This window comes from Priestia sp. SB1 (assembly GCF_038898415.1).
Map to the genome: position 1 here is coordinate 839,044 of NZ_JBBJSS010000001.1, position 23,489 is coordinate 862,532.

Below are 23,489 nucleotides of genomic sequence, written 5' to 3' on the forward strand. Positions count from 1 at the left end.
GACTATTTTTGTAATGTTTCATAAATTTTTTCAGCAATGTTCTGAGGAACACCTGAATTTCGAATATCTTCAATCGTTGCTTCTTTCAATTTTTTCACCGAACCAAAATGCTTTAACAAAGCTTTTTTACGCTTTTCTCCCACTCCCGGAATGTCGTCCAGAACTGACTGAAAAGCGGACTTAGAGCGCACTTGACGGTGGAAGGTAATCGCAAAGCGGTGAACTTCATCTTGAATTCGCTGAAGCAAATAAAATTCTTGACTATTGCGTTCAAGCGGTATGATTTGAGGAGGCTCACCAATCATCAGATTGGAGGTTCTGTGCTTATCATCTTTGACAAGACCTGCTGTAGGCACTAAAAGTCCCAATTCATTTTCGAGAACGTCCTGTACTGCAGCTAAATGCCCTTTGCCTCCATCTACAACAATTAAATCCGGAAGCGGAAGACCTTCTTTTAACGCTCTGGAATACCGTCTGCGAACGACTTCCCTCATGGAACTGTAATCATCTGGTCCCTTTACCGTCTTAATTTTATATTTGCGATATTCTTTCTTTTCCGGTTTCCCATCAACAAAAACAATCATCGCAGAAACTGGGTCTGTTCCTTGAATATTTGAGTTATCAAATGCTTCAATCCGATAAGGAGCGGCAATTCCAAGCTCCTCTCCTAACCGTTCAACTGCGCCAACTGTACGCTCTTCATCTCGTTCAATTAAATAGAATTTTTCACCGAGCGCAATCTTTGCATTTTTACACGCAAGTTCTACTAATTCTTTCTTTTTGCCTCGCTTTGGATGCTGAACCTCTACTTCTACTAACTTCTCAGCTAACTCTGCATCAATCGTTGCTGGAACCATCACTTCTTTTGGCTTAATATTTTTGGCATAAAACTGACCGATAAAAGTTAAGAAATCTTCTTCTGGCTCTTTATAAAAAGGAAACATAGAAACTTCTCGCTCAATTAATTTCCCTTGGCGAATAAAGAAAACTTGAACACACATCCAGCCTTTATCGTAAGAATAGCCAAACACATCTCGATTAACAAAATCATTAAACGTTACTTTTTGCTTTTCCATTGTCGCTTCGATATGAGCAATTTGATCTCGGTATTCTTTAGCCCGTTCAAAGTCAAGTTCTTCTGAAGCTTTTAACATTTTTTCAGTTAACTCTGTTTTGACATGCTCATATCCACCATTTAAAAACCGCGTGATATTTTCAATAATTTGTTTGTTTTGCTCTTCTTTTACCTCTTTTACGCAAGGAGCTAGACATTGCCCGATATGGTAATACAAACAAGGCCTATCTGGCATAGTGGAGCACTTTCTTAACGGATAAATGCGATCAAGAAGCCGCTTTGTTTCATTTGCTGCTTGAACATTAGGATAAGGACCGAAGTATTTCCCTTTATCTTTTTTTATTTTTCTTGTAATAACAAGTCGGGGCTGTTTTTCAGCTGTAATCTTAATAAACGGATAGCCCTTATCATCTTTAAGCATAATATTGTATTTTGGGTCATGCTTTTTAATTAAATTCATTTCTAAAATAAGCGCTTCTAAATTAGAAGATGTGACGATATATTCAAAGTCAACAATGTCGTTTACAAGTCGAAGCGTCTTTCCGTCATGAGATCCGGTAAAGTAGGAACGTACTCGATTTTTTAATACTTTTGCTTTTCCTACGTAAATGACCGTTCCATATTTATCTTTCATCAAGTAACAGCCGGGCTGATCCGGTAAAATAGCCAGCTTTTCTTTTAAATAATCGTTCATACTTTTCTCCTTCCTCTTCTCTTACTCTGTCCATCTATACAATCGCTTATGAAGCGTAACCTACATTCTTTCCTGTCTTAATACATGTACATAAGCTGGATTTATGGCGATGTTCCTTACATCTAGTATAAAACAAACGAACGCATATTCGCTAAATAAAAGTATTCCCAAAAGAGAAAAAGTGGAGAAAAAGAAAAAAACCTAGCCTGAGCTAGGTTTTGACTTACGCGTGTTTATTAATCAATTCTGTTAATGCTTCTTTTGGTTGGAAACCAACTACTTGATCAACTTTCTCTCCATCTTTGAATAATACTAAAGTTGGGATACTCATAACACCAAATTTTCCAGCTGTTTCTTGATTTTCATCAACGTCTACTTTTACGATTTTAACTTTATCGTTAAGTTCGCCATCAATTTCTTCAAGAACTGGAGCAATCATTTTACAAGGGCCACACCATGGTGCCCAAAAGTCAACAAGCACTAGGCCTGATTTAATTTCATCTGTAAAGTTTTTATCTGTAGCATGTGCAATAGCCATTTTAATTCCTCCTAAATATATGCAATATCCAAATTCTACTCACAGTATATCACCTTCAAATAAGGTTTGCTAACTTTTTGCTTACATTTATACTGTTTATTCTCCGCTCTAGTTTGTACAATTTGCCTAAAAATATGCGTAGAAAATTTCGTTTCCCATGAGGCTGAGACCTGACTAAATGAATCCAAAGACGAACAAATAGTATACATAGGTTGAACCGCTTGCGACACCGCAGTTGATTTCCATGCAAGACTTCGCTTTTCTAGCAGGAGTCTTGCATGGAAATCAACTGCTAGAAAGACCTACCCTGCGTTTACCCTAACAAAAAAACGAACCACTAATCAAAAATCTTGATCAACGGTTCGTTCTTCACTTCGTCTCAAATACTTTTGTCCGAGAATCTTACGCAGACTGTACTTTCAGCTTTTTAAATTCTTCCGTTAGCAGAGGCACTACTTCAAATAAATCTCCAACGATTCCGTAGTCAGCTACTTTAAAAATATTCGCTTCAGGATCTTTATTGATTGCAACAATAATTTTTGAATTTGACATACCTGCCAAATGCTGAATAGCACCTGAAATTCCGCAGGCAATGTATAAATCTGGTGTGACTACTTTGCCCGTCTGACCGATTTGAAGAGAATAGTCGCAGTAATCTGCATCGCACGCTCCGCGAGACGCTCCAACAGCTCCATTTAACACGTCCGCTAGTTCTTGGAGAGGTCCAAAACCTTCCGTGCTTTTTACACCTCGACCACCTGCAATCACGACTTTTGCTTCGGACAAATCAACCCCTTGCGTTGCTTTGCGTACGACTTCTTTTACAACAGTACGCAGGTTTTTGATTTCAACATTTAAATCCTCTACATCACCTGTACGCCCCTCATCTTTTGCAAGCGGTGAAATATTATTTGGACGAATCGTGACAAACGTAAAAGCATCGGTCATGATTTTCTTCTCAAATGCTTTACCAGAATAAATTGGGCGAGTGAAGACTACTTGATCCCCTCCCACTTCTACATCCGTCACATCCGAGATAAGTCCTTTATCTAAGCGAGCTGCCAGTTTTGGCGCTAGATCTTTGCCAAGAGCCGTATGCCCAAATACGATAGCTTCAGGCTGTTCACTTTCAATGATGGCTAATAATGCCTGAGCGTAACCATCCGATGTGTAAGCAGCTAAATCTTCATGCTCCGTCACAACAACTTTATCTGCTCCGTATGCAATAAGTTCTTCACTTAAAGATTTTACGTCCTTTCCTACTAACGCTGCAATAATTTCTCCCCCGTCAGCTACAGTAGACGCTGCGGAAATCGCTTCAAACGATACGTTTCGTAATCCCCCATCACGTGCTTCTCCAAGAACTAACACTTTGCGTCCCATTACAATACCCCCATTGTTTTGACTTTTGACTTATTAAATGACTTTTGCTTCCTTATGCAGTAAATTGACCAGCTCTGTTACTTGATCTTTTATATCTCCTTGTAATACGCGCCCCGCGTCTTTTTTCGGAGGTAAATAAATTTCAATTGTCTTTGTTTTTGCTTCTACATCATCTTCATCTAAATCTAAATCGTCTAATTCCACTTCAACCAACGGTTTCTTCTTCGCTTTCATAATCCCTGGAAGAGATGGATAGCGAGGCTCATTAAGTCCCTGCTGAGCTGTTACTAAAAGAGGAAGCGACGTTTCAATAACTTCCGAATCTCCTTCCACATCGCGTACAACCGTCACTTTTTCACCTTCAATATCCAGCTTTGTAATCGTTGTAATATATGGGATTTCTAACTGTTCTGCTACGCGCGGTCCCACCTGGCCTGAACCTCCGTCAATCGCTACGTTTCCTGCTAAGATTAAATCAGGAGATTGCTCTTTTAAGTACTGTGCCAGCAGCCTAGAAGTCGTGTACTGATCGCCATCTTCTATGTCATCTTCCGTATTGATTAAAACCGCTTTATCTGCTCCCATAGCCAAAGCTGTTCGGAGTTCTTTTTCTGATTCTTCCCCTCCTACACTCACGACCGTAATCTCTCCGCCATGCTTTTCCTTTAGCTGAATAGCCTCTTCAACTGCATACTCATCGTAAGGGTTAATAATAAATTCAGCTCCATCTTCAACAATTTGACCATTTTTTAGTGAAAGTTTCTCCTCTGTATCGAACGTTCTTTTTACTAACACATAAATATTCATTCAATTCCCCTCCTAAGCTTATTTTCCTAAAAATTTAGGCTGGCGCTTTTCAATAAAAGCGGCTACGCCTTCTTGAGCATCACGGCTTTTGAATACGCTTCCAAAAAACTGTGCTTCTTTTTTGATGCCGCTGTAATAAGCATCTGTTTTTACATGTTGAAGCAGCTGCAAGGTAGCTTTAACAGAGATTGGGCTTTTTTTGGCAATTTTTCTAGCAAGTAAAAATGTTTCATTGATAAGCTGACTTTCTTCAAAAGCTGCGTTTGCCAATCCTAACTCCACTGCCTCGCTGCCCGATATTGGATCACTTGTCAGCATCATCTCACAAGCCTTATGAACCCCTACATAACGAGGCAATCGCTGAGTTCCTCCAAACCCTGGTATAATTCCTAACTGAAGTTCAGGCAAGCCCAGCTTAGCATTTTCTGTTACCAAACGGATATGGCAGCTCATAGCAAGCTCTAATCCTCCGCCTAAAGCAGCTCCATGAATAGCTGCAATAACTGGTTTTGGGTAATTTTCAATATACTCAAAGAGCTCTTGGCCGTTAACAGCAAGTTTCTCGTAATCTTTTTCCTGCTGCAGTGATGTAAACTCTTTTATATCAGCTCCAGCACAAAAGAATTTCCCTTCGCCTTTAATGACGATAACCCTTGTCTCTTTGCTATCTTCTAAATGTTTTAAAACACTTGAAAGATCTTTTAATAAATCTTGAGACAAAGCGTTAGCAGGTTGTCTATTCAACGTAATGAAGCTTATTGCATCAACAGTTTCAACCTGGATAATCTCCATTTGTTTCCCCCACCCTTTCTTTCTATTTTCATTACCTTGCGCTTCTCCCCTCGCAAGGGAGCAGCAGGCTCACTTACGATTATGAGCCGCTGCAGCCGTTTAACAGCAGGGAATGGACTTTATCTACCGATTCTATTAGACCATATCGATGATCGTTCATTACCCATGTTGTGACAGTTTCATCAATCGTTCCAAAAATCATCTGTCGCGCAAGACGAATATCTATATTTTCAGAAAACTCACCCGTTTCGATTCCTGTCTGTAAAATAGAATCAATGAGAGTCAGATAATCTTTTAATACATCGTTAATTTTCAATCTTAAATCTTTGTTCGATTGACGCAGTTCAAGCTGTGTCACTGTAGCTAAATGATGATCCTCCGCTAGAAACGAAAAATGCTTGTCAATTAATACGTGAAGTTTTTCTGCCGCAGTTTCAATTCCCGCCAGTTCTTCATAAATTTTTTCTACAAACTGTCCCATCTTCTCTTGAAATAAGGAAATCAAGACATCTTCTTTGTTTTTAAAATATAAATATATCGTACCGTCTGCAACCCCAGCCTGCTTAGCAATTTTAGAAACCTGAGCATTGTGGTATCCGTTTTCTGCTATTACTACTACAGCTGCATCGATAATCTGCTTATACTTTGGCTTATTTCTTCTCAATCTTATACGCTCCTTTAAAATATGAATGATTATTCATTCATATCTTTATAATAAAGAAACCGCAAGTATCTGTCAATTATGTTTCAGCAAAAAAATCAAAGGCGACGATCGATTACGTCGCCTTTTTATGCTTTTCATTTTCTTCTTCAATCAGCGCTCGTCGCAGAATCTTCCCGACCGCTGTTTTTGGAAGCCCATTTCGAAATTCATAAAGGCGCGGAACTTTATAAGCAGCTAAATACTTTCTAGAAAACTCATTTAACTCTTCTTCAGTACATCTTACACCATTTTTTAATACAATGTAAGCCTTCACTGTTTCTCCTCTATATGGGTCAGGAACACCTACCACTACAGCTTCTTGAATTTTTTCATGCTCATATAATACTTCTTCAACTTCTCGAGGATAGATATTATATCCCCCGGCAATAATAATATCTTTCTTTCGATCTACTACATAAAAATAACCTTTATCATCCATATAGCCAACATCACCTGTTAGCAACCACCCGTCTCGCATAACAGCCTCCGTTTCTTCAGGCTGCTTCCAATATCCTTTCATGACCTGAGGACCTTTAACCACAATTTCTCCTACTTCGCTTACAGCAGCTTCTTTACCTGTTTCAAACGAGAGAATTTTGGCATCTGTGTCTGGCCAAGGCACTCCAATGCTTCCTGGTATTCTCTCTTTCCAAAGAAAATTAGCATGAGTAACAGGAGAGGTTTCCGTCAATCCATATCCTTCCACTAGTTTACCTCCAGTGAGCTTTTCAAACTGCTCCTGCACTTCCACAGGAAGAGGAGCTGAACCGCTCATACATGAATCAATAGAAGATAGGTTGTATTTTGCTAAATCAGGATGGTTTAATAATGCGATGTAAATTGTCGGAGCACCTGGAAATAAAGTAGGCTGCTGCTTATGAATGGTTTTGAGCGTCGTTTTTGCATCAAATTTAGGCAGAAGCACCATCTCGTAGTTTTGCAAAACCGATAGAACAAGAACCGTTGTTAAACCATACACATGAAAAAACGGGATAATTCCAAGCACTTTTTCTTCTCCATGCTTGCAGCGGTATAACCAATGTGAACACATCGTTGCATTGGCTACCAAGTTTTTATGAGTAAGCATGACTCCTTTTGGAAAACCTGTTGTTCCCCCGGTGTATTGTAAAATCGCGATATCTTCGTCTGAAATTCCCTCAGCATTACATACTGCTGGAGAGGATTCACTTATAATGCGTTTAAATAAATGAGTAGTCTCCGTATGACTCACATCCACGCTTATCTTCTGCTGTTTGCGCTGAATAAATGGATAGATTATGTTTTTGGGAAATGGGAGATAGTCTTGAATAGAGGTGATGACTACGTGTTTTACACTTGTTAACGCTTTCATTTTTACTACACGCGGATATAGCAAATCGAGTGCAATAATCATGGTCGCTTCTGAATCATTCAGCTGATACTCTAACTCCCTTTCCGTATACAAAGGGTTTGTTTGAACGACTACTCCTCCGGCAAGAAGAACAGCATAAAAGGAAATGACAGCTTGAGGGCAATTTGGAAGCATAATGGCTACTCTATCCCCTTTTTTTAATCCCAGTTCAATAAGGTAAGATGACAGTTTCAAAGAATCTTGATGCAGTTGGGAAAACGTCATTTTTTTCCCTAGAAAATAGATTGCGTTTTTTTTAGGGGCTTTTTGAACTGCTTCTTCAAAAAGCTGTGCTAAATTTTTTTGCTCATAATGAAGCGTAGCAGATATTTCCTCTGGGTATTGAGAAAGCCATATCTTTTCGGTGGATTCCACACGTATCCTCTCCCTCAAAAAAATAAAAAATTAGAATTTTCTAATTAAAATTATAGTTCATTCTTTTTTTAGATGCAATCGTTATTGAATGTTCTCTTTCCTGTCTAATCACTCTTTCATCCTGCAGCGTAATAAATAAAAATTGGATTTACCCCTGTACATTATCCGAATTTTTTGTATATAATAAAAATTAGATTTTTTTAAGGAGCTGTATAAATTGATAACAACATTGACTAAAGGACCGTTCAAAGCAGATCACGTTGGAAGCTTTTTGCGTCCTGAGCGTATCAAGCAAGCACGATTACAGGTAGAAAACGGGGAAATGACAAAGAAACAGCTTCGAGCAATTGAAGATGAAGAAATTAGTAAGCTCGTAGAAAAGCAAAAACAAATTGGATTAAAAGCCATAACAGACGGTGAGTTTCGCCGTGCGTGGTGGCACTTTGATTTTCTATCAGAACTTGTGGGCGTAGAACTTTACGAAGCAGAGTCGGGAATTCAGTTTCACGGGGTCCAAACAAAAGCTCACGGTATAAAAGTTACTGGAAAACTAGATTTTAATCACCACCCTATGATTGAAGATTATAAATTTCTTCATCAAGCGGCCGGAAAAGAACACGTGGCTAAGTTCACCATTCCAAGTCCCAATATGCTGTTTTTCAGAGGTCATATTGAAGAGTCTGCTTACTCGGATACGGATGTATTTTTTGCTGATTTAGTTAAAACATATCAAAAAGCCATTCAAGCATTTTATGATGCTGGATGCCGCTATTTACAGTTAGATGATACTGCGTGGGCGGTCTTTTTCTCAGAAAAAGGACAAGAACAAATCGCGTCAAAAGGATTTACGCCCCAAGAATTACTGAAACGTTTTACGGATGCGATCAATGAATCCATTGCGCATAAGCCAGATGACATGGTTATTACAATGCATATTTGCAGAGGGAATTTCCAGTCTACTTATACAGCAAGCGGCGGATATGAAAATGCGTCAAAAGCTATTTTCAGTCAGTTAAACGTAGATGGACTATTTTTAGAATTTGATGATGAACGCTCAGGAGGATTCGAACCTCTTCGACATGTAAAGCGAAATGACCTTCAGATTGTCCTTGGTCTTATCACATCAAAATTTGGAGATTTAGAAGATCCTGAAGCAGTGAAAAAACGAATTGCTGAAGCGGCAGAATTTGTTTCTCTTGATCAAATTTGTTTGAGTCCCCAGTGCGGATTTGCTTCTACAGAAGAAGGAAATTTACTAACTGAAGAACAGCAGTGGGATAAAGTAAAGCACGTGATTTCAATTGCTGAAGACGTATGGAAGTAATCATTAAAAAAGCTGACCTGCTTTAAGGCCAGCTTTTTTGCTGTCATCACAATGTTAGGAAAAGCTATATAGATAAATAGATAAGACCAATAAGCATAAACACTCCGCATAAAATGAGTAAAATTTTCGCTAACTTCTCCATGACTCTCTCCTATCCTATCCCTGCTCCTATTACATAGGACATACCGATTGAAATAACAAGTGAAATAAACCCAACGGCTCTGTTATCTTGTTCAATTTCATCATCGATTCGAAATTTCGGCGTCAAAAATTCGAAAATAAAATAGCTGACTAGTAAAAGAACAAACCCATATATTCCCCATCCAAGCATTCTTAACAAATTGTCGTTGTGCTCAATCGAATAGCGAAAAATATTAGCTAATCCAAATATTTTCCCACCTGTTGCCATCGCAACAGCCATATTTCCTTTTTGAATCTCTTCCCAATTCTTATATTTAGTAACGAGCTCAAACACAACAAGAAAGACGACAATGCTCAAGACAACCACGCTGTAATAAGCGGCGGATTCAATATACGGGTCTTTCCAAAAATCCCTCATTTTTGCATCACTCCTAATTTATATTACACTCCACGTAATGAACTGACAGGTCTCTTTCCTTTACTTGCATCGTTCTTAAAAGAGATAGAAAACCCAACATAGTTCATGAGCCATGTCGGATTTTCCATCTTCATATATGCTTGTTCAGCGCATCCACTGACACCTTTATCTCAGCATTCTTTTACTTAAATTCCACAACCGTAACGCCAGAACCTCCTTCAGAAGCTTCTCCGAAACGAATATTTTTAACAGAACGATGATTTTTCAAATATTCCTGTACACCTTTACGAAGAGCTCCAGTTCCTTTACCGTGGATAATCGAAACGCGCGGATAGTTGGCTAACAAAGCATCATCAATATATTTTTCAACTCGAATCAGCGCATTTTCATAGCGCTCTCCTCTTAAATCCAGTTCTAGATTTACATGATAATCTTTTCCTTTTACCGTAGCAAGCGGCTTTGTTTCTACAGGTTTTGGGGAACTAATATATTCGAGATCTTTTTCTTTCACCTTCATTTTCATGATTCCCATTTGCACTTGCCATTCATTATTACTTACTCGTTCCACAAGCGTTCCTTTTTGTCCCCAGCTTAAGACTTTCACTTCATCTCCAGCTTGAAGAGTGCGCTCTTGTTTTTTCGGCACAGCCGGTTTCTTTTTACTTTTTTCAAGAGTTGGAACTGCATCTTCTAGACGCTTACGTGCTTCAATCAATTCATGCTCTTTTACAAGCGCATGATTTTTTTGACTCATTTTACGCAAATCGCTAATGATTTTCTCTGCTTCTTCAGATGCTGCTTGAACTGTGGCTTGAGCTTTTTCTTCAGCTTTTTCGTACAGCTTATCTCGTTTTTCATTAAACTCAATAATCTGACTCTGTAATTCTTTATGAAGCTTCTGAGCCTCTTTTCTTAGCTGTTCAGCTTCTTCTAGCTCATGTTCAGATTGACGGCGGCTATCTTCAAGAGAAGCGATCATGTTTTCTACTTTATTTGTTTCTGAGCCAATATAGCCTTTGGCACGTTCAATTACTTCTGCACTTAAACCTAAACGTTTTGAAATTTCAAAAGCATTGCTTCGACCCGGTACACCAATCAGCAGCTTGTAAGTAGGGCTCAATGTTTCAATATCGAACTCTACGCTAGCATTGACCACTCCTTCACGGTTATAGCCGTACGCTTTTAATTCAGGATAGTGAGTAGTCGCAACTACGCGAGCGCCTCTTTCATATACTTGATCTAAAATCGAAATCGCAAGCGCTGCACCTTCTTGGGGATCTGTTCCCGCTCCCAATTCATCGAACAAGACCAGACTTTCATGATCTACTTTTTGTAAAATATCTACAATGTTGACCATATGAGATGAAAAGGTACTCAGACTTTGTTCAATGGACTGCTCATCTCCAATATCAGCAAATACGTGTTTAAACACAGCCATTTCCGATCCATCCAGCGCAGGAATCTGCAAACCTGCTTGAGCCATCAATGTGAATAACCCAAGTGTTTTTAACGTTACGGTTTTACCGCCGGTATTTGGTCCTGTAATAACGATAGACGTATATTGATCACCTAGCTCAATATCATTTGCAACGACATCTTCCTGGGCAATAAGAGGATGTTTTGCCTTCACTAACTTAATATAGCCTCGATCGTTCATTTTAGGTTTTGAAGCTTTTAGCTCATGGCTATAGCGCCCTTTAGCAAACATGAAGTCCAGCTCACCTAACAAATAAACGTTTTGACGGAGTTCATTTGCCACTTCCGCTACCTGAACGGTTAGAGCAATAAGAATACGCTCAATTTCTTGTTTTTCTTTTACTTTTGCTTCTTGAAGCTCATTATTTAACGTCACAATCGCCTGTGGCTCAATAAATAACGTTGCTCCAGATGAAGACTGATCGTGCACAATGCCTCCATACGCACTGCGATATTCTTGCTTAACAGGAATAACGAAACGTTCGTTTCGAATGGTAACAATCGCATCTGACAACATTTTCTGAGCAGACGAGGAGCGAATAAGACTTTCTAGCTTTTCGCGAATACGAGACTCCGTCGAGCGAAGTTTTTGACGAATGCCTCTTAGCTGGTCGCTTGCACCGTCTAGTACTGTGCCATTCTCATCAATGCTCATTTTAATTGTTTGTTCTACCTCAGGAAGAGGCATTAGTTTTTCGATATGTTCAATTATAATTGGAAGCTGTAAATCTTCGTCTTCTACTACTTGCTCGATAAATTGCTTGACTTGTCTTGCAGCATAAATAGTACTTGCTACATCAAGAAGTTCATTAGAGCTTAGCGTTCCTCCAATTTCAGCGCGCTTTACGCTAGGTCGAACGTCAAAGATGCCTCCTAGCGGTACGTTGCCACGCAATCGCAGCACGGTTGTAGCTTCATCTGTTGCTTCCTGCCATTTGACTACTTCTTCATACTGAGTCGAGGGAATCAAATTCGCTACTTTTTCTCGGCCTAAAGAAGAAGCTACTTTTTTCTGAAGCTGTTCCTTAACTTTATTAAACTCTAGTACATGGAAAATACGTGATTGCAAAACTGATTCCTCCTGTTGCTTATTTATGTCGATTTAAAAAGGCGGTTAATTCTTTGAGGCTATACGTATTTAATACCGTTTCTGGTTTAAGCCAGCCTTTAATTCCCGTAGATATTCCAATTTCCATATGCTCTAGCATGTCTAGATTGTGAGCATCTGTATTAATTGCAATTTTAACTCCTGCCTCTTGTGCTTTTTTTATGTGCTCAGCGGCTAAATCTAAACGGTTTGGATTCGCGTTTAGTTCAAGAGCCGTTTTTGTTTCCTTAGCTAATTCAATTAGCATATCAATATCTACATCATATCCGTTGCGGCGACCAATCAAACGACCGGTCGGATGAGCGATTAAATCTACATGAACATTATTTAACGCTTGCTTTAAACGATTCATAATTTCTTCGCGTGATTGTGAAAAACTAGAGTGAATGGACGCAATAACAAAATCTAGCTCAGCTAGCATTTCATCATCATAATCAAGTGTTGCATCGGGCAAAATATCCATTTCAATTCCTGCTAATATTGTAAAATCATCGAACTGTGCGTTTAAACGATTAATTTCTTCACGCTGTTTGCGAATGCGTTCAGGCGTTAGACCGTTAGCTACTTTTAAATACTGAGAGTGGTCTGTAATCGCCATGTATTCATAGCCTCGCGCGCGACATGCTTCCGCCATTTCTTCAATTGAATACGCTCCGTCGCTCCACGTGGAGTGCATATGCAAATCACCTTTTACCGCACCGTAGGTCACAAGCGTTTGAGGTTTTATAAATGCATCTACTTCCGTTCCATCTTCACGAAGTTCCGGCGGAATAAAAGACAGTCCAAAATGTTCATAGAATGCTTGTTCAGACTCAAATGTCATAACTTCGCCTGTCTCCGCATTTTCAACGCCATACTCGCTAATTTTTTCACCGCGTTCTTTTGCTAATTGACGCATGCGCACATTATGATCTTTTGATCCTGTAAAATGATGAAGCGTCGTGGCAAACGCTTTATCTTCTACAAGACGAAAATCCACGGACACATCGTACTCATAGGCTAACGTTACCGATACTTTTGTATCTCCATTTGCAATGACATCCTTCACATTTGGCAGCGATACTAGCTGTTCACGGACAGCATGAGGCTCAGCTGTTGAAATAATAAAATCAAGATCTTTTACAGTTTCTCTCATGCGGCGAATGCTCCCTGCTTGAGAAAAACGCTCAATGCTATGCATATGTTTAAGGGCTTCTAAAATTTCTTCCGCTATTGGAAGCATAAAAGCAAGGGGCAAACGATCAGGACGTTTCCCAAACTCTTCAATAGCAGCGATAATTTTCTCTTCCGTCTTTTTACCAAAACCGCTTAGTCCCTGCACTCGATTTTCCATACAGGCCTGATGCAGTGATTCCATGTCTTTAATATCTAGCTCTTTATATAATTTAGCGATTTTTTTACCTCCAAGCCCCGGCAGCTTAAGCAGAGGAATAAGTCCTTCAGGAACTTCTTGCTTTAGTTCTTCTAGTACGCTTGACTCATTTGTTTCCATATACTCTGTAATAACTGCAGCCGTTCCTTTACCAATCCCTTGGAGCTTGGTAAAATCCTCAATCTCTGTCAGCGTTCTCTCGTCCGTTTCTAGCGCTGCAGCTGCTTTTCGAAAAGCAGAAATTTTAAAAGGGTTATCTCCTTTTAATTCCATATATGTAGCAATTGTTTCTAACAATTTAATAATATCCTTTTTATTCATCTCTTTTCACCAGCCTATTATCATAATAACGAAACTTTCAAAACATGATGAGTGACATATGTACTCTCTCAAATTTTTATCTAGACATACTTTTATCTCCGTGAAAACCGCAGAACAGACTGCGATAAAAAAAGAGGGTATCTCAAAAGTATTATGACACTTTCGACACACCCTCTCAACAAGCTATTGTAATTTCATTACATTACACCATACTGAGTCCACAAATCTTGAATGGCAGACGATAAGTATGGAGTATTTTGTACGATATTGATTGCAATTGAAGACTGTTGAATTGGCGTTTGAATTTCACTTACAGGAATCACGGCTCCAATGTATAACAAAATAAAAACGATGATATACACTTCAACGAATCCAAGTGCACCTCCGCCCCATTTATTTAACTGGCGCAGAATTGGCAGTTCGGTTAAAGCCGTTAAAACAGAGCCTGCAAGGCGAAGTACAATGTGAGTAGCAAAAAATAAAATCGCAAATGCAATCATTCGATAAAAAGCGTCTTCTATCGTTCCAGAATCAAATACAAACGATGCGACACTTTGCTGCTGAATATTGTCTGGAAACGGAATCAACAAGCGAAGTCGGCTTGCCAAATCTCCACTAAACATATAAGCGACGATAAACGAAACCGCAAAACTGACAATATGAATGAGTTGCAAAATAAATCCTCTTTTAAGACCTGTTACAAAGCCTAAAAGAAGCAATATAATTAAAATGATATTAAGCATTGACTCAGTCATTCCTCTTTTCCATAAAGTTTTTGTTCAAGTCTCTCATAGTCTTCTTTCAGTTTTATATATTCGTGTACAGCATTCACAGCTGTTAATACTGCTAATTTATTGATATCTAAAGAAGGGTTTTTAGTACTGATTTCACGCATTTTTTCATCCACTATAGAGGCGACAAGTCGAATATGGCTTGTACTTTCGCTACCGACGATGCTGTACTGCTGACCAAAGATGTCAACTGTCGCACGTGTTTTATCTTGTCTTGACACGAGAAAATCCTCCGTTCCACGAAAAATCCTAATCCCTATCATACCACGAAGAAGACTTCAATGGAAACATATCTATATTTAAGCTATCATAAGGGATAGTGCTTATAAAGTAAACTAAAATACCCCGAAAGGAGTGAAGCATTATGTCACATGCTGTTATTAAGGTATCAGCTGATCAGATAGCTAAAATGAAGCTTCATTACACATCCTATTTGCAGCCTAAATTGCCGCAGGGAAGTATTTTTTCGGCTAAAACTCCCGGCTGTTCTATCACTGCATACCGCTCTGGAAAAGTACTTTTTCAAGGAAAAGAAGCTGAAACAGAAGCAGCTAAGTGGGGAGGTCCTTTAGATGCTGCTAAAAAGGCTCCCGTCTCACACCTCCCATCAAACTTCAGTTCACTATCGGTCATTGGTTCTGATGAAGTAGGAACGGGAGATTATTTTGGTCCCATGACCGTAGTTGCTGCCTATGTTCAAAAAGAGCAGCTTCCTTTGTTAAAAGAATTAGGAGTACGAGATTCAAAAGAGTTAACGGATGCTAAAATCATTGAAATTGCCAAGCAGCTTGTTTCGTTTATTCCTTACAGTTTGCTTGTCTTACATAACGAAAAGTATAATGCATTTCAAGAAAAAGGCATGTCACAAGGTAAAATGAAAGCTCTGTTGCACAACAAAGCTTTATCCAACGTGTTAAAAAAATTGGATCCTGAAAAACCTGATGCGATTTTAATTGACCAGTTTGTTGAAAAAAACACCTATTATAAACACATCGTAAAGGAAAAAGAGATTATCAAAGAAAATGTCTTTTTCAGTACAAAAGGAGAAAGCGTTCATTTATCTGTAGCCGCTGCTTCCATTATTGCCAGATACGCATTTTTAAAACAAATGGATTTACTAACGGAAAAGACGGGGATGGTCATTCCTCGCGGAGCTGGAGCACAAGTTGATATCGCCGCTGCTAAAATTATTAAAAAACATGGCGTCAATGCGCTGAACTCTTTAGCTAAAATCCATTTTGCTAATACAGAAAAAGCTTTAAAATTAGCTAAAAAATAAGAGATGTGGAAATCCACATCTCTTTTTTTATTCTTATGAACGAAGCGTTGCACCAAATTCTTTTTCAACAGCTTCTAAAACTGCACCATGTGCTTTTGCTACTTCTTCATCTGTTAATGTACGTTCAGGATCTAAGTAACGTAAAGAGAAAGCTACAGATTTCTTGCCTTCTTCCATACGCTCGCCTTCATATAGATCAAATACTGTCACGTCTTTTAAAAGTTCTCCGCCCGTCGTATAGATGACGCGCTGAACTTCTCCTGCAAGAACGTTTTTATCTACAACAAGTGCAATATCACGTGTAATAGATGGGAATCTTGGAATAGCTGAATAACGAACTTCTTCGACATCTGCAGCTAATAGCTCTTGAAGGTGTAATTCAAACACGTATGTTTCACGAAGGCCATACTGTTTCTGAGCAACAGGATGAACTTGACCCACGTATCCAATTTCTTTTTCATCTAACCATACAGCCGCTGTACGTCCAGGGTGCATACCGTCTTTTTTAACGGGAGCATATGAGATTCGTTTCTCTAAACCAAGCTGTGCAAATAACCCTTCTAGTACACCTTTAATCACATAGAAATCAACGACTTTCTTTTCACCTTGCCAGCCGTGAGCATGCCATAGACCCGTGATTGCACCAGCTACGCGCTCCTGCTCATCCGGTAATTCCCCTTCACCTTTAGATAAGAACACTGAGCCTGTTTCGTATAGCGCAATAGAATCCGATTGACGAGCATTATTGTGCTTCACTGCTTCAAGTAAATGAGGCACTAAGCTTTGACGAAGGATGCTGCGATCTTCACTCATCGGCATTGCTAAACCAATCGTACTTGTTGCATTGAGTGCAAACTGAGTAGCTTTTTCAGCGCTCGTTAACGAATAGGTTGTTGTTTGCGCTAGCCCTGCTCCCTCTAAGAAACGGCGAACTTTACGGCGTCCAAGCTGATACTCTGTTAATTTTCCTGGAGTTGCCACTGTTACAGGAAGCGTTGTAGGAAGGTTGTCATAGCCATACATGCGCGCTACTTCCTCCACGATATCTTCTTCAATTGTAATATCGCCTCGACGAGTCGGTACCGTTACAACGATGGTTTCATCTTCGACTTTGCTTTCAAATTGAAGACGGTTCATAATATCTTGTACTTCTTCCATCGACAGTTCTGTACCAAGCACATTGTTAATACGTCCAAGTGACACAGCTACAACAGCAGGTTCCACAGTTAGTGTATCTACTTCTACAGTACCGCTTACCACTTCACCTGAAGCGTATTCAGCCATTAATTCTGCTGCGCGGTCAGCAGCTACACGCGTACGGTTAGGATCAATTCCTTTTTCAAAACGAGCACTTGCCTCACTGCGAAGACCGTGGTCTTTGGAAGCTTGACGAACTGTTAAACCTTTGAAGTAAGCTGATTCAATAAGAACATTTACCGTATCGTCTTTTACTTCAGAGTTTGCTCCCCCCATTACACCTGCAAGGGCTACCGGTTCACTGCCGTTTGTAATAACAAGCTGATTGCCTTTTAGTACGCGCTCTTGATCGTCAAGCGTTACAAACTTCTCGCCTTCTGACGCGTGACGTACAACAATTTCTTTTGAACCAAGACGATCATAGTCAAAAGCATGCAGCGGCTGGCCGTATTCAAGCAAAATATAGTTGGTAATATCAACAACGTTGTTATGAGGTCGAATACCAGCTGCCATTAAACGCGTTTGCATCCATAATGGTGACGGAGCAATTTTTACGTTTTTCACAACGCGCGCTACGTAAAGGGGATTGTCTTCTTTTGCCTCTACTTTAACGGAAATATAATCAGCTGCTTGCTCATCAGACGTTTGCACGTTTACTGACGGATACTTCACTTCACGACGTAAAATAGCAGCCACCTCATATGCTACACCTAACATACTTAAGCAGTCTGAACGATTTGGTGTTAGCCCTAGTTCTAATACTTCATCGTTTAAGTTTAATGCATCTAGCGCATCCGCTCCTACTTCAGCATCACTTGGGAAGACGAAGATGCCTTCTTGATAATCTTTTGCCACAAGCTTGCTTTCAATGCCAAGCTCTTGAAGAGAACAAATCATACCGTTCGATTCTTCACCGCGAAGCTTAGCACGCTTGATTTTAAAGTTACCTGGAAGTACAGCTCCCACTTTTGCAACCGCTACTTTTTGACCTTGTGCCACGTTAGGTGCTCCGCACACGATTTGAACGATTTCTCCTCCGCCAAGATCTACTTGACAGCGGCTTAATTTATCCGCATTTGGATGCTGTTCACGTTCTACAACGTGACCAATTACCACTCCGCTGATGCCTTTATTTAAGTTTTCTACACCTTCAACTTCAATTCCACTTTTTGTGATTTTATCAGCTAACTCTTCTGCCGTTACGCCTGATAAGTCAACATACTCTTGTAACCAACGATAAGATACAAACATCGTAGTCCCTCCTTTATACTTGTTTAAATTGATCTAAGAAACGAACATCATTTGTATAGAAATGACGAATATCATCCACGCCGTGTTTTAACATAGCAATACGCTCTACACCGATTCCAAAAGCAAAACCACGATATTTAGTTGAATCGTATCCAGCCATTTCAAGAACATTTGGATGAACCATACCGGCTCCTAAAATTTCAATCCAGCCTGTTTGTTTACATACATTACAGCCTTTACCTCCACATTTTGCACACGATACGTCTACTTCTACAGATGGCTCAGTGAATGGGAAGAAACTTGGACGAAGACGAATTTCACGGTCTGCACCGAACATCTTTTTCACAAATACTTCAAGCGTGCCTTTTAAATCGCTCATACGAATGTTTTCGTCTACTACAAGACCTTCAATTTGCATAAATTGATGTGAATGCGTAGCATCATCGTCATCGCGGCGGTACACTTTACCTGGGCAAATAATTTTAACAGGTCCTTTGCCTTCATTCTTGTTCATAACACGAGCTTGAACAGTTGATGTATGCGTACGAAGAAGCGTTTCTTCCGTAATATAGAACGTATCTTGCATATCACGTGCTGGGTGACCTTTTGGCAAGTTCAGAGCTTCGAAATTATAGTAGTCCTGCTCTACTTCTGGTCCTTCTGCTACTTCATAGCCCATTCCTAAGAATAAATCTTCTACTTCTTCAACCACGCTTGTGAGCGGGTGATGCGTACCTGCTTTAACCGGGCGTCCCGGCAGCGTTACGTCAATTGTTTCTGAAGCAAGTTTACGCTCTACCTCGGCTGCTTCTAACGCCGTTTGTTTTTCTTCAATTTTAGATGCAATCGCTTCACGTACTTCATTTGCAAGTGCTCCCATTACAGGACGCTCTTCAGCTGAAAGTTTTCCCATACCGCGAAGTACTTCTGTGATAGGGCCTTTCTTTCCTAAATAAGCTACGCGTACGTCGTTTAATTCTTTTAAAGCACTTGCTGCTTCGACTTTTGCAATTGCTTCTTGTTGAAGTTCTTGTAAACGTTCTTTCATCACTTATTCCTCCTTTTAACGTAAAAAATGACAAATAAAAAAACCTCCTCCCAAAAAAGGGACGAGGATTAGTCGCGTTACCACCCTTGTTAACTATATACACAGACGTATACAGTTCACTTCATTCAAGTTAACGGAATCTCCGGAACACCTTTACATCTATGTAAGATGGTCTAAGTGTCAACTCAAGAGGTGAATTCACTTATTACATTTATAAAAATGCTTTCAGTCATGGCATTTTCTCCCTGCATAAACGGACATAAGCTACTGCTCTCTTTCATCGTTTTTTACATATGTAACTATTGTATTATTATAGTGAAAACACGTTCTCGATGCAACTACATTCCGCGTAAATAATAAAGTAAGATTCCAGAAGCGATGGCAACATTTAACGACTCGCTCTTTCCATAGATGGGAATGTACAGATTCTGATCCGTTTGTTCCAACACTTTCTCGCTTACGCCATTTCCTTCATTTCCCACAATCAGCGCAAATTCGTTTGAAGGTTTTACGTGTGTGTAGACCTTTCCATTTTGTAACGACGTGCCGTAAACTGCTATTCCTCTTTCTTTTAACAATGAAATTATTTCGAGTAAATCGCCTTTTACAATTGGAAGGTGAAAAATAGCTCCTTGCGTTGAACGAACGACTTTTGGGTTGTACACATCCACGCTGCCCTCTCCAATGATAATAGCCTCCACTCCCGCAGCATCAGCGGTTCGGATAATGGTACCTAGGTTACCTGGATCTTGCACGGCATCTAAAAGCAATACTTTCTGTGCTGTATGAATAATTTCCGCATGCTTTGTTTGAAAACACACGGCAATAATTCCTTGAGGTGTTTCTGTGTCAGATAATAACTTACTAATTGCTTCGTTTACAACGATTATTTCGATACCGTCTATATCCCACTGTGCAGGCACTTCGGTCGATTCGCGTATAATTAGTTCCTTTACGCAATCCTTATTTTTGATAGCCTCTTCGACTAAATGAAAGCCTTCTACCATAAAAAGGCCCTGCTTATCACGGTCTTTTTTATTATGCAGTTTTTTCCACGCTTTTACCTGCGGATTTTTAACTGAATCAATTTGTTTCACAAACATAACTCCTTTATCTATACAAAAATAAATAGTTCGATTACATTTTGTTCAATAATCATTAGATAAGTTTCACTTTATTGTACATAGAAATCGCAAAGAAAACAAAAACTATTGGTAACTTTACGATAGCTGAGGTGAAAATGATGGATCTTAATTTACGAAATGCTGTTATTGCAAACGTTTCAGGAAACTCAAAAGAAGAGCTTGAGGCTACAATTTCTGACGCTATTCAAAGCGGTGAAGAAAAAATGCTCCCTGGACTTGGTGTTTTATTTGAAGTGCTTTGGGAAAAGTCTCCGGAATCAGAAAAAGAAGAAATTCTGACAACGCTTGAAAACGGTTTAAAATAAATAACCTTTTCCTATGTACAACAAAAAGCTCATTCTCCTAGGAGAATGAGCTTTTTTCAATTATACGTAATGGCGTTAACCGTATCTCGGTCTAAGCGCTTAATGACTTCCGCAATTAATTTAACTGCGTTTTCATAATCATCACGATGAAGCATTGCTGCATGAGAATGGATATAACGAGTTGCAATTGTAATCGAAAGTGCTGGCACCCCGTTAGCTGAAATATGGATAGAACCCGAGTCCGTACCGCCTCCAGCAATTGCATCAAATTGATACGGAATATTTAATTCATCTGCCACATCTACCACTGTATCTCGAAGTCCTTTATGAGAGACCATGGAAGCATCATATAAAATGATTTGCGGACCCTGCCCCATTTTAGAAGAGGCTTCTTTATCAGAAACACCAGGTGTATCTCCAGCGATACCGACATCAACAGCAAATGCAATATCCGGTTCAATAAAGTTAGCAGATGTTTTTGCACCTCGGAGTCCAACTTCTTCTTGCACCGTTCCTACACCATACACAACATTTTCATGTTTTTCATTTTTTAAAGCTTTTAATACATCGATAGCGATTGCACAACCAATACGGTTATCCCAGGCTTTCGCTAGCAGCATCTTTTCATTGTTCATAACCGTAAATTCGAAATAAGGTACAACCTGATCACCAGGTTTTACTCCCCACTCCGCTACTTCTTCTCTGCTAGAAGCACCAATATCGATGAACATATCTTTAATGTCAACTGGCTTTTTGCGAACTTCTGGAGGCAAGATATGAGGTGGCTTTGAGCCAATAATCCCCGTTACCTCTCCTTTAGATGTCACGATGGTTACGCGTTGAGCAAGCATAACTTGAGACCACCATCCGCCTACCGTTTGAAAACGAATAAAGCCGCGTTCATCAATTTGAGTCACCATAAAACCAACTTCATCCAAGTGACCGGCTACCATAATTTTAGGCCCTTGTTCGTTGCCTACTTTTTTTGCAATCAAACTGCCTAGCCCATCCGTCGTTACTTCATCTGCATAAGGTGCAATATATTTCTTCATAACCTCACGCGGTTCACGCTCATTTCCAGGAATTCCTTTTGCATCTGTTAGTGCTTTAAGCATCGTCAATGTTTCATCTAACTTTGTCATATGGATTACCCCTTTCATATGTATACCTCTATTATAGCTAAAAAGAGGTTGAAGTAAAATTTCCCATCCCTTTATTTCTAGTATCCTTGTTCTTGGCGTTTAAAATTCACTTCATTTTTTGACATGTACGCCTCTTCAATATGTTCAGCAGAAAAACCAAACATATCGCCAAGCTTCATGTAAGATGCAAACATGTTCACATAGTTTTCTTTTGACAGGTCCTGCTCGAAAGCAGAAACTTGTGCAAATACCTGTAAAAATTGTGTTGTTTTTGAATCAGCTGCTTTTAATTTTGGCAGCTCAGTTAAATCATCGTATCCTTTTTCAATACCTAAAGAAAGAATGAAATGTACGCCGTCCACAAATTCTTCTAAAATAACAGCATCTTCAGCCGGAGGTTTAACGCTCCAAAATTTGAAGCAGCGCGTTTCGTTTGCCAGCTCTCCCATTTCAACAAGCAGAGCTAAAAGTTTTCTTGGAACCAAGTCTTCCTTATGAAGCTGATGCTTGTCCTCTATATGCTGATCCAGCTGACGCTGCATGGTAAATAGCTGTTGTAAATTCAATGTAATCACTCCTGTAATTATGTATATCTTCTTCTTTTTAAACCAATAAAGAAATTATATCAAAAATCGTGAAACTTTTTAGAGACTGAAACGTAAAGTAAGAAAACTGTGCCTTGTAAAGGAGGGAGCGTTATGTTTGTTATTGTTATCGTTCGCGTGTTCATTTTCGCGCTTGTTGCTTACACACTATTAAAGCTGGTTCAGCATTTTCGCAGTCCAAAGCGGAAGCTTGTAGCAGCTCAGGAACATCAGCAATTTTTTGTCGTTGACGAAAAAACGAATATCCGCAAAAATTTTCTACTAACGTATAAAGGTATTTTATTTGAAGGAGAAAAATACAGCAATCCCAATGAACCAGAGTCTTTGTCGATTACAATGGTGTTAACAGATCCATCTCGATTGCATGAACTGCAAAAACAAGATTTCAAGCTGCTGGAAAATCACGTACACAACATGTATCCAAATGCTCCTATTCGCTGGAAAAGCCCCGTTCGAGAATTTTTACACTGAGCACAAAATCATTTGTGCTCAGCTGATAACAAAAAAGAAAAGTAAATCAAGAGCGGCAAGAATAGGAAAACCTACTGTAAACGATGTGTGCTTCGTTTTATGACGATAGCAATACATACCAATCAGTCCTCCAATGGCTCCTCCGATAGCAGCTACCGTCCACAGTGTGCTTTCGGCAATTCTCCACTCATGTCTTTTCGCTTTTTGTTTATCTCTATACATCATTCCTATCCCTATTATATTAATAACAATAAAATAGGTAAGCAGCAGTTCATTCATGATATGTCCTCCGATAGCAAAAAAGCCTCATCATCTAAAGATGACGAGACTTTATATTC

At 39.4% G+C, this 23,489-nt stretch carries 22 protein-coding genes and 1 other annotated feature; of the genes, 4 read left to right on the forward strand and 18 right to left on the reverse strand.

The features are described from left to right. Positions 1 to 2: 2 nt before the first annotated feature. The 7 genes from uvrC to WKH56_RS04380 all read right to left on the reverse strand — a co-directional run bounded on the left by uvrC (position 3) and on the right by WKH56_RS04380 (position 7,757). Complete coding sequence (gene uvrC / locus WKH56_RS04350; protein WP_028411757.1) at positions 3 to 1,769, reverse strand: excinuclease ABC subunit UvrC; 1,767 nt, start codon at positions 1,767 to 1,769, stop codon at positions 3 to 5. A gap of 223 nt (positions 1,770 to 1,992) precedes the next feature. Beyond that, on the reverse strand, positions 1,993 to 2,307 hold the full coding sequence (trxA, locus tag WKH56_RS04355; RefSeq protein ID WP_013059404.1) for a thioredoxin: 315 nt from the start codon (positions 2,305 to 2,307) through the stop codon (positions 1,993 to 1,995). Between the two features lie 402 nt (positions 2,308 to 2,709). Continuing rightward, positions 2,710 to 3,690, reverse strand: coding sequence for an electron transfer flavoprotein subunit alpha/FixB family protein (locus WKH56_RS04360; RefSeq protein WP_033579632.1), 981 nt, complete (start codon positions 3,688 to 3,690; stop codon positions 2,710 to 2,712). Positions 3,691 to 3,723: 33 nt separating this feature from the next. Then, positions 3,724 to 4,497, reverse strand: a complete 774-nt coding sequence (locus WKH56_RS04365; protein WP_016765685.1) for an electron transfer flavoprotein subunit beta/FixA family protein — start codon at positions 4,495 to 4,497, stop codon at positions 3,724 to 3,726. An 18-nt stretch (positions 4,498 to 4,515) separates the two neighbouring features. Beyond that, positions 4,516 to 5,289, reverse strand: coding sequence for an enoyl-CoA hydratase (locus WKH56_RS04370; protein ID WP_028411759.1), 774 nt, complete (start codon positions 5,287 to 5,289; stop codon positions 4,516 to 4,518). Positions 5,290 to 5,368: 79 nt separating this feature from the next. Next, positions 5,369 to 5,953, reverse strand: coding sequence for a TetR/AcrR family transcriptional regulator (locus WKH56_RS04375; RefSeq protein ID WP_013059408.1), 585 nt, complete (start codon positions 5,951 to 5,953; stop codon positions 5,369 to 5,371). A gap of 112 nt (positions 5,954 to 6,065) precedes the next feature. Next, positions 6,066 to 7,757 carry an AMP-binding protein gene (locus tag WKH56_RS04380; RefSeq protein WP_243495186.1) on the reverse strand — a complete coding sequence of 564 codons (1,692 nt, stop codon included), beginning with the start codon at positions 7,755 to 7,757 and terminating at the stop codon, positions 6,066 to 6,068. A gap of 217 nt (positions 7,758 to 7,974) precedes the next feature. Between WKH56_RS04380 and WKH56_RS04385 the strand changes: the two genes are divergently transcribed. Beyond that, complete coding sequence (locus WKH56_RS04385) at positions 7,975 to 9,081, forward strand: 5-methyltetrahydropteroyltriglutamate--homocysteine S-methyltransferase (RefSeq protein ID WP_028411761.1); 1,107 nt, start codon at positions 7,975 to 7,977, stop codon at positions 9,079 to 9,081. A gap of 151 nt (positions 9,082 to 9,232) precedes the next feature. Here the strand turns inward: WKH56_RS04385 and WKH56_RS04390 are convergent, their stop codons facing one another. The 5 genes from WKH56_RS04390 to zapA form a co-directional block, all read right to left on the reverse strand. After that, positions 9,233 to 9,640 (reverse strand): DUF350 domain-containing protein, encoded by a 408-nt coding sequence (locus tag WKH56_RS04390; RefSeq protein WP_013059411.1) that lies wholly within the window; start codon positions 9,638 to 9,640, stop codon positions 9,233 to 9,235. 181 nt (positions 9,641 to 9,821) lie between these two features. Continuing rightward, entirely contained in the window at positions 9,822 to 12,185 is a 2,364-nt protein-coding gene (locus tag WKH56_RS04395) for an endonuclease MutS2 (protein WP_033579629.1), read from the reverse strand. Between the two features lie 19 nt (positions 12,186 to 12,204). Continuing rightward, complete coding sequence (gene polX, locus WKH56_RS04400; protein ID WP_028411763.1) at positions 12,205 to 13,917, reverse strand: DNA polymerase/3'-5' exonuclease PolX; 1,713 nt, start codon at positions 13,915 to 13,917, stop codon at positions 12,205 to 12,207. Positions 13,918 to 14,114: 197 nt separating this feature from the next. Beyond that, positions 14,115 to 14,672 (reverse strand): CvpA family protein, encoded by a 558-nt coding sequence (locus WKH56_RS04405; protein ID WP_014458067.1) that lies wholly within the window; start codon positions 14,670 to 14,672, stop codon positions 14,115 to 14,117. Further along, positions 14,669 to 14,929 (reverse strand): cell division protein ZapA, encoded by a 261-nt coding sequence (zapA, locus tag WKH56_RS04410; RefSeq protein ID WP_013059415.1) that lies wholly within the window; start codon positions 14,927 to 14,929, stop codon positions 14,669 to 14,671. The genes WKH56_RS04405 and zapA overlap by 4 nt, the downstream gene beginning before the upstream one ends. 143 nt (positions 14,930 to 15,072) lie before the next feature. Here zapA and rnhC point away from each other — a divergent pair, with 143 nt between their 5' ends. Beyond that, positions 15,073 to 15,987 (forward strand): ribonuclease HIII, encoded by a 915-nt coding sequence (gene rnhC / locus WKH56_RS04415; RefSeq protein WP_033579627.1) that lies wholly within the window; start codon positions 15,073 to 15,075, stop codon positions 15,985 to 15,987. Between the two features lie 33 nt (positions 15,988 to 16,020). Here the strand turns inward: rnhC and pheT are convergent, their stop codons facing one another. From pheT to WKH56_RS04430, 3 genes are all read right to left on the reverse strand, one after another. Then, complete coding sequence (pheT, locus tag WKH56_RS04420) at positions 16,021 to 18,435, reverse strand: phenylalanine--tRNA ligase subunit beta (protein WP_243495189.1); 2,415 nt, start codon at positions 18,433 to 18,435, stop codon at positions 16,021 to 16,023. 13 nt (positions 18,436 to 18,448) lie between these two features. After that, a complete protein-coding gene (gene pheS, locus WKH56_RS04425; RefSeq protein WP_014458064.1) occupies positions 18,449 to 19,483 on the reverse strand; it encodes a phenylalanine--tRNA ligase subunit alpha in 1,035 nt (344 codons plus the stop codon). Positions 19,484 to 19,537: 54 nt separating this feature from the next. Next, positions 19,538 to 19,773 (reverse strand) — a binding site (T-box leader). Positions 19,774 to 19,821: 48 nt separating this feature from the next. Next, positions 19,822 to 20,586: a TrmH family RNA methyltransferase gene (locus WKH56_RS04430; protein ID WP_176343388.1), complete on the reverse strand. Its 765-nt coding sequence runs from the start codon at positions 20,584 to 20,586 to the stop codon at positions 19,822 to 19,824. 140 nt (positions 20,587 to 20,726) lie between these two features. On the opposite strand from WKH56_RS04430, the gene sspI reads away from it, so the two are divergent. Next, a complete protein-coding gene (gene sspI / locus WKH56_RS04435) occupies positions 20,727 to 20,933 on the forward strand; it encodes a small acid-soluble spore protein SspI (protein WP_013059420.1) in 207 nt (68 codons plus the stop codon). 56 nt (positions 20,934 to 20,989) lie between these two features. On the opposite strand, the gene WKH56_RS04440 is transcribed toward sspI, so the two are convergent. Both WKH56_RS04440 and WKH56_RS04445 read right to left on the reverse strand, forming a co-directional pair. Beyond that, on the reverse strand, positions 20,990 to 22,075 hold the full coding sequence (locus WKH56_RS04440; protein ID WP_028411767.1) for a M42 family metallopeptidase: 1,086 nt from the start codon (positions 22,073 to 22,075) through the stop codon (positions 20,990 to 20,992). A 77-nt stretch (positions 22,076 to 22,152) separates the two neighbouring features. Beyond that, complete coding sequence (locus WKH56_RS04445) at positions 22,153 to 22,641, reverse strand: dUTP diphosphatase (RefSeq protein ID WP_048019699.1); 489 nt, start codon at positions 22,639 to 22,641, stop codon at positions 22,153 to 22,155. Positions 22,642 to 22,773: 132 nt separating this feature from the next. On the opposite strand from WKH56_RS04445, the gene WKH56_RS04450 reads away from it, so the two are divergent. Then, positions 22,774 to 23,151: a hypothetical protein gene (locus WKH56_RS04450; protein WP_028411769.1), complete on the forward strand. Its 378-nt coding sequence runs from the start codon at positions 22,774 to 22,776 to the stop codon at positions 23,149 to 23,151. An 18-nt stretch (positions 23,152 to 23,169) separates the two neighbouring features. On the opposite strand, the gene WKH56_RS04455 is transcribed toward WKH56_RS04450, so the two are convergent. Then, the gene (locus WKH56_RS04455) at positions 23,170 to 23,430 is read right to left on the reverse strand and encodes a DUF1294 domain-containing protein (RefSeq protein WP_028411770.1); all 261 of its coding nucleotides are present in this window, start codon (positions 23,428 to 23,430) and stop codon (positions 23,170 to 23,172) included. Positions 23,431 to 23,489 lie beyond the last annotated feature (59 nt).

What these genes read in the sequence shown, in the direction of transcription:
- uvrC (WP_028411757.1), bottom strand. Translation starts at nt 1,769, where the DNA reads ATGAACGATTATTTAAAAGAAAAGCTGGCTATTTTACCGGATCAGCCC.
- trxA (WP_013059404.1), bottom strand. Translation starts at nt 2,307, where the DNA reads ATGGCTATTGCACATGCTACAGATAAAAACTTTACAGATGAAATTAAA.
- WKH56_RS04360 (WP_033579632.1), bottom strand. Translation starts at nt 3,690, where the DNA reads ATGGGACGCAAAGTGTTAGTTCTTGGAGAAGCACGTGATGGGGGATTA.
- WKH56_RS04365 (WP_016765685.1), bottom strand. Translation starts at nt 4,497, where the DNA reads ATGAATATTTATGTGTTAGTAAAAAGAACGTTCGATACAGAGGAGAAA.
- WKH56_RS04370 (WP_028411759.1), bottom strand. Translation starts at nt 5,289, where the DNA reads ATGGAGATTATCCAGGTTGAAACTGTTGATGCAATAAGCTTCATTACG.
- WKH56_RS04390 (WP_013059411.1), bottom strand. Translation starts at nt 9,640, where the DNA reads ATGAGGGATTTTTGGAAAGACCCGTATATTGAATCCGCCGCTTATTAC.
- polX (WP_028411763.1), bottom strand. Translation starts at nt 13,917, where the DNA reads ATGAATAAAAAGGATATTATTAAATTGTTAGAAACAATTGCTACATAT.
- WKH56_RS04405 (WP_014458067.1), bottom strand. Translation starts at nt 14,672, where the DNA reads ATGACTGAGTCAATGCTTAATATCATTTTAATTATATTGCTTCTTTTA.
- rnhC (WP_033579627.1), top strand. Translation starts at nt 15,073, where the DNA reads ATGTCACATGCTGTTATTAAGGTATCAGCTGATCAGATAGCTAAAATG.
- pheT (WP_243495189.1), bottom strand. Translation starts at nt 18,435, where the DNA reads ATGTTTGTATCTTATCGTTGGTTACAAGAGTATGTTGACTTATCAGGC.
- pheS (WP_014458064.1), bottom strand. Translation starts at nt 19,483, where the DNA reads ATGAAAGAACGTTTACAAGAACTTCAACAAGAAGCAATTGCAAAAGTC.
- WKH56_RS04430 (WP_176343388.1), bottom strand. Translation starts at nt 20,586, where the DNA reads ATGTTTGTGAAACAAATTGATTCAGTTAAAAATCCGCAGGTAAAAGCG.
- sspI (WP_013059420.1), top strand. Translation starts at nt 20,727, where the DNA reads ATGGATCTTAATTTACGAAATGCTGTTATTGCAAACGTTTCAGGAAAC.
- WKH56_RS04440 (WP_028411767.1), bottom strand. Translation starts at nt 22,075, where the DNA reads ATGACAAAGTTAGATGAAACATTGACGATGCTTAAAGCACTAACAGAT.
- WKH56_RS04450 (WP_028411769.1), top strand. Translation starts at nt 22,774, where the DNA reads ATGTTTGTTATTGTTATCGTTCGCGTGTTCATTTTCGCGCTTGTTGCT.
- WKH56_RS04455 (WP_028411770.1), bottom strand. Translation starts at nt 23,430, where the DNA reads ATGAATGAACTGCTGCTTACCTATTTTATTGTTATTAATATAATAGGG.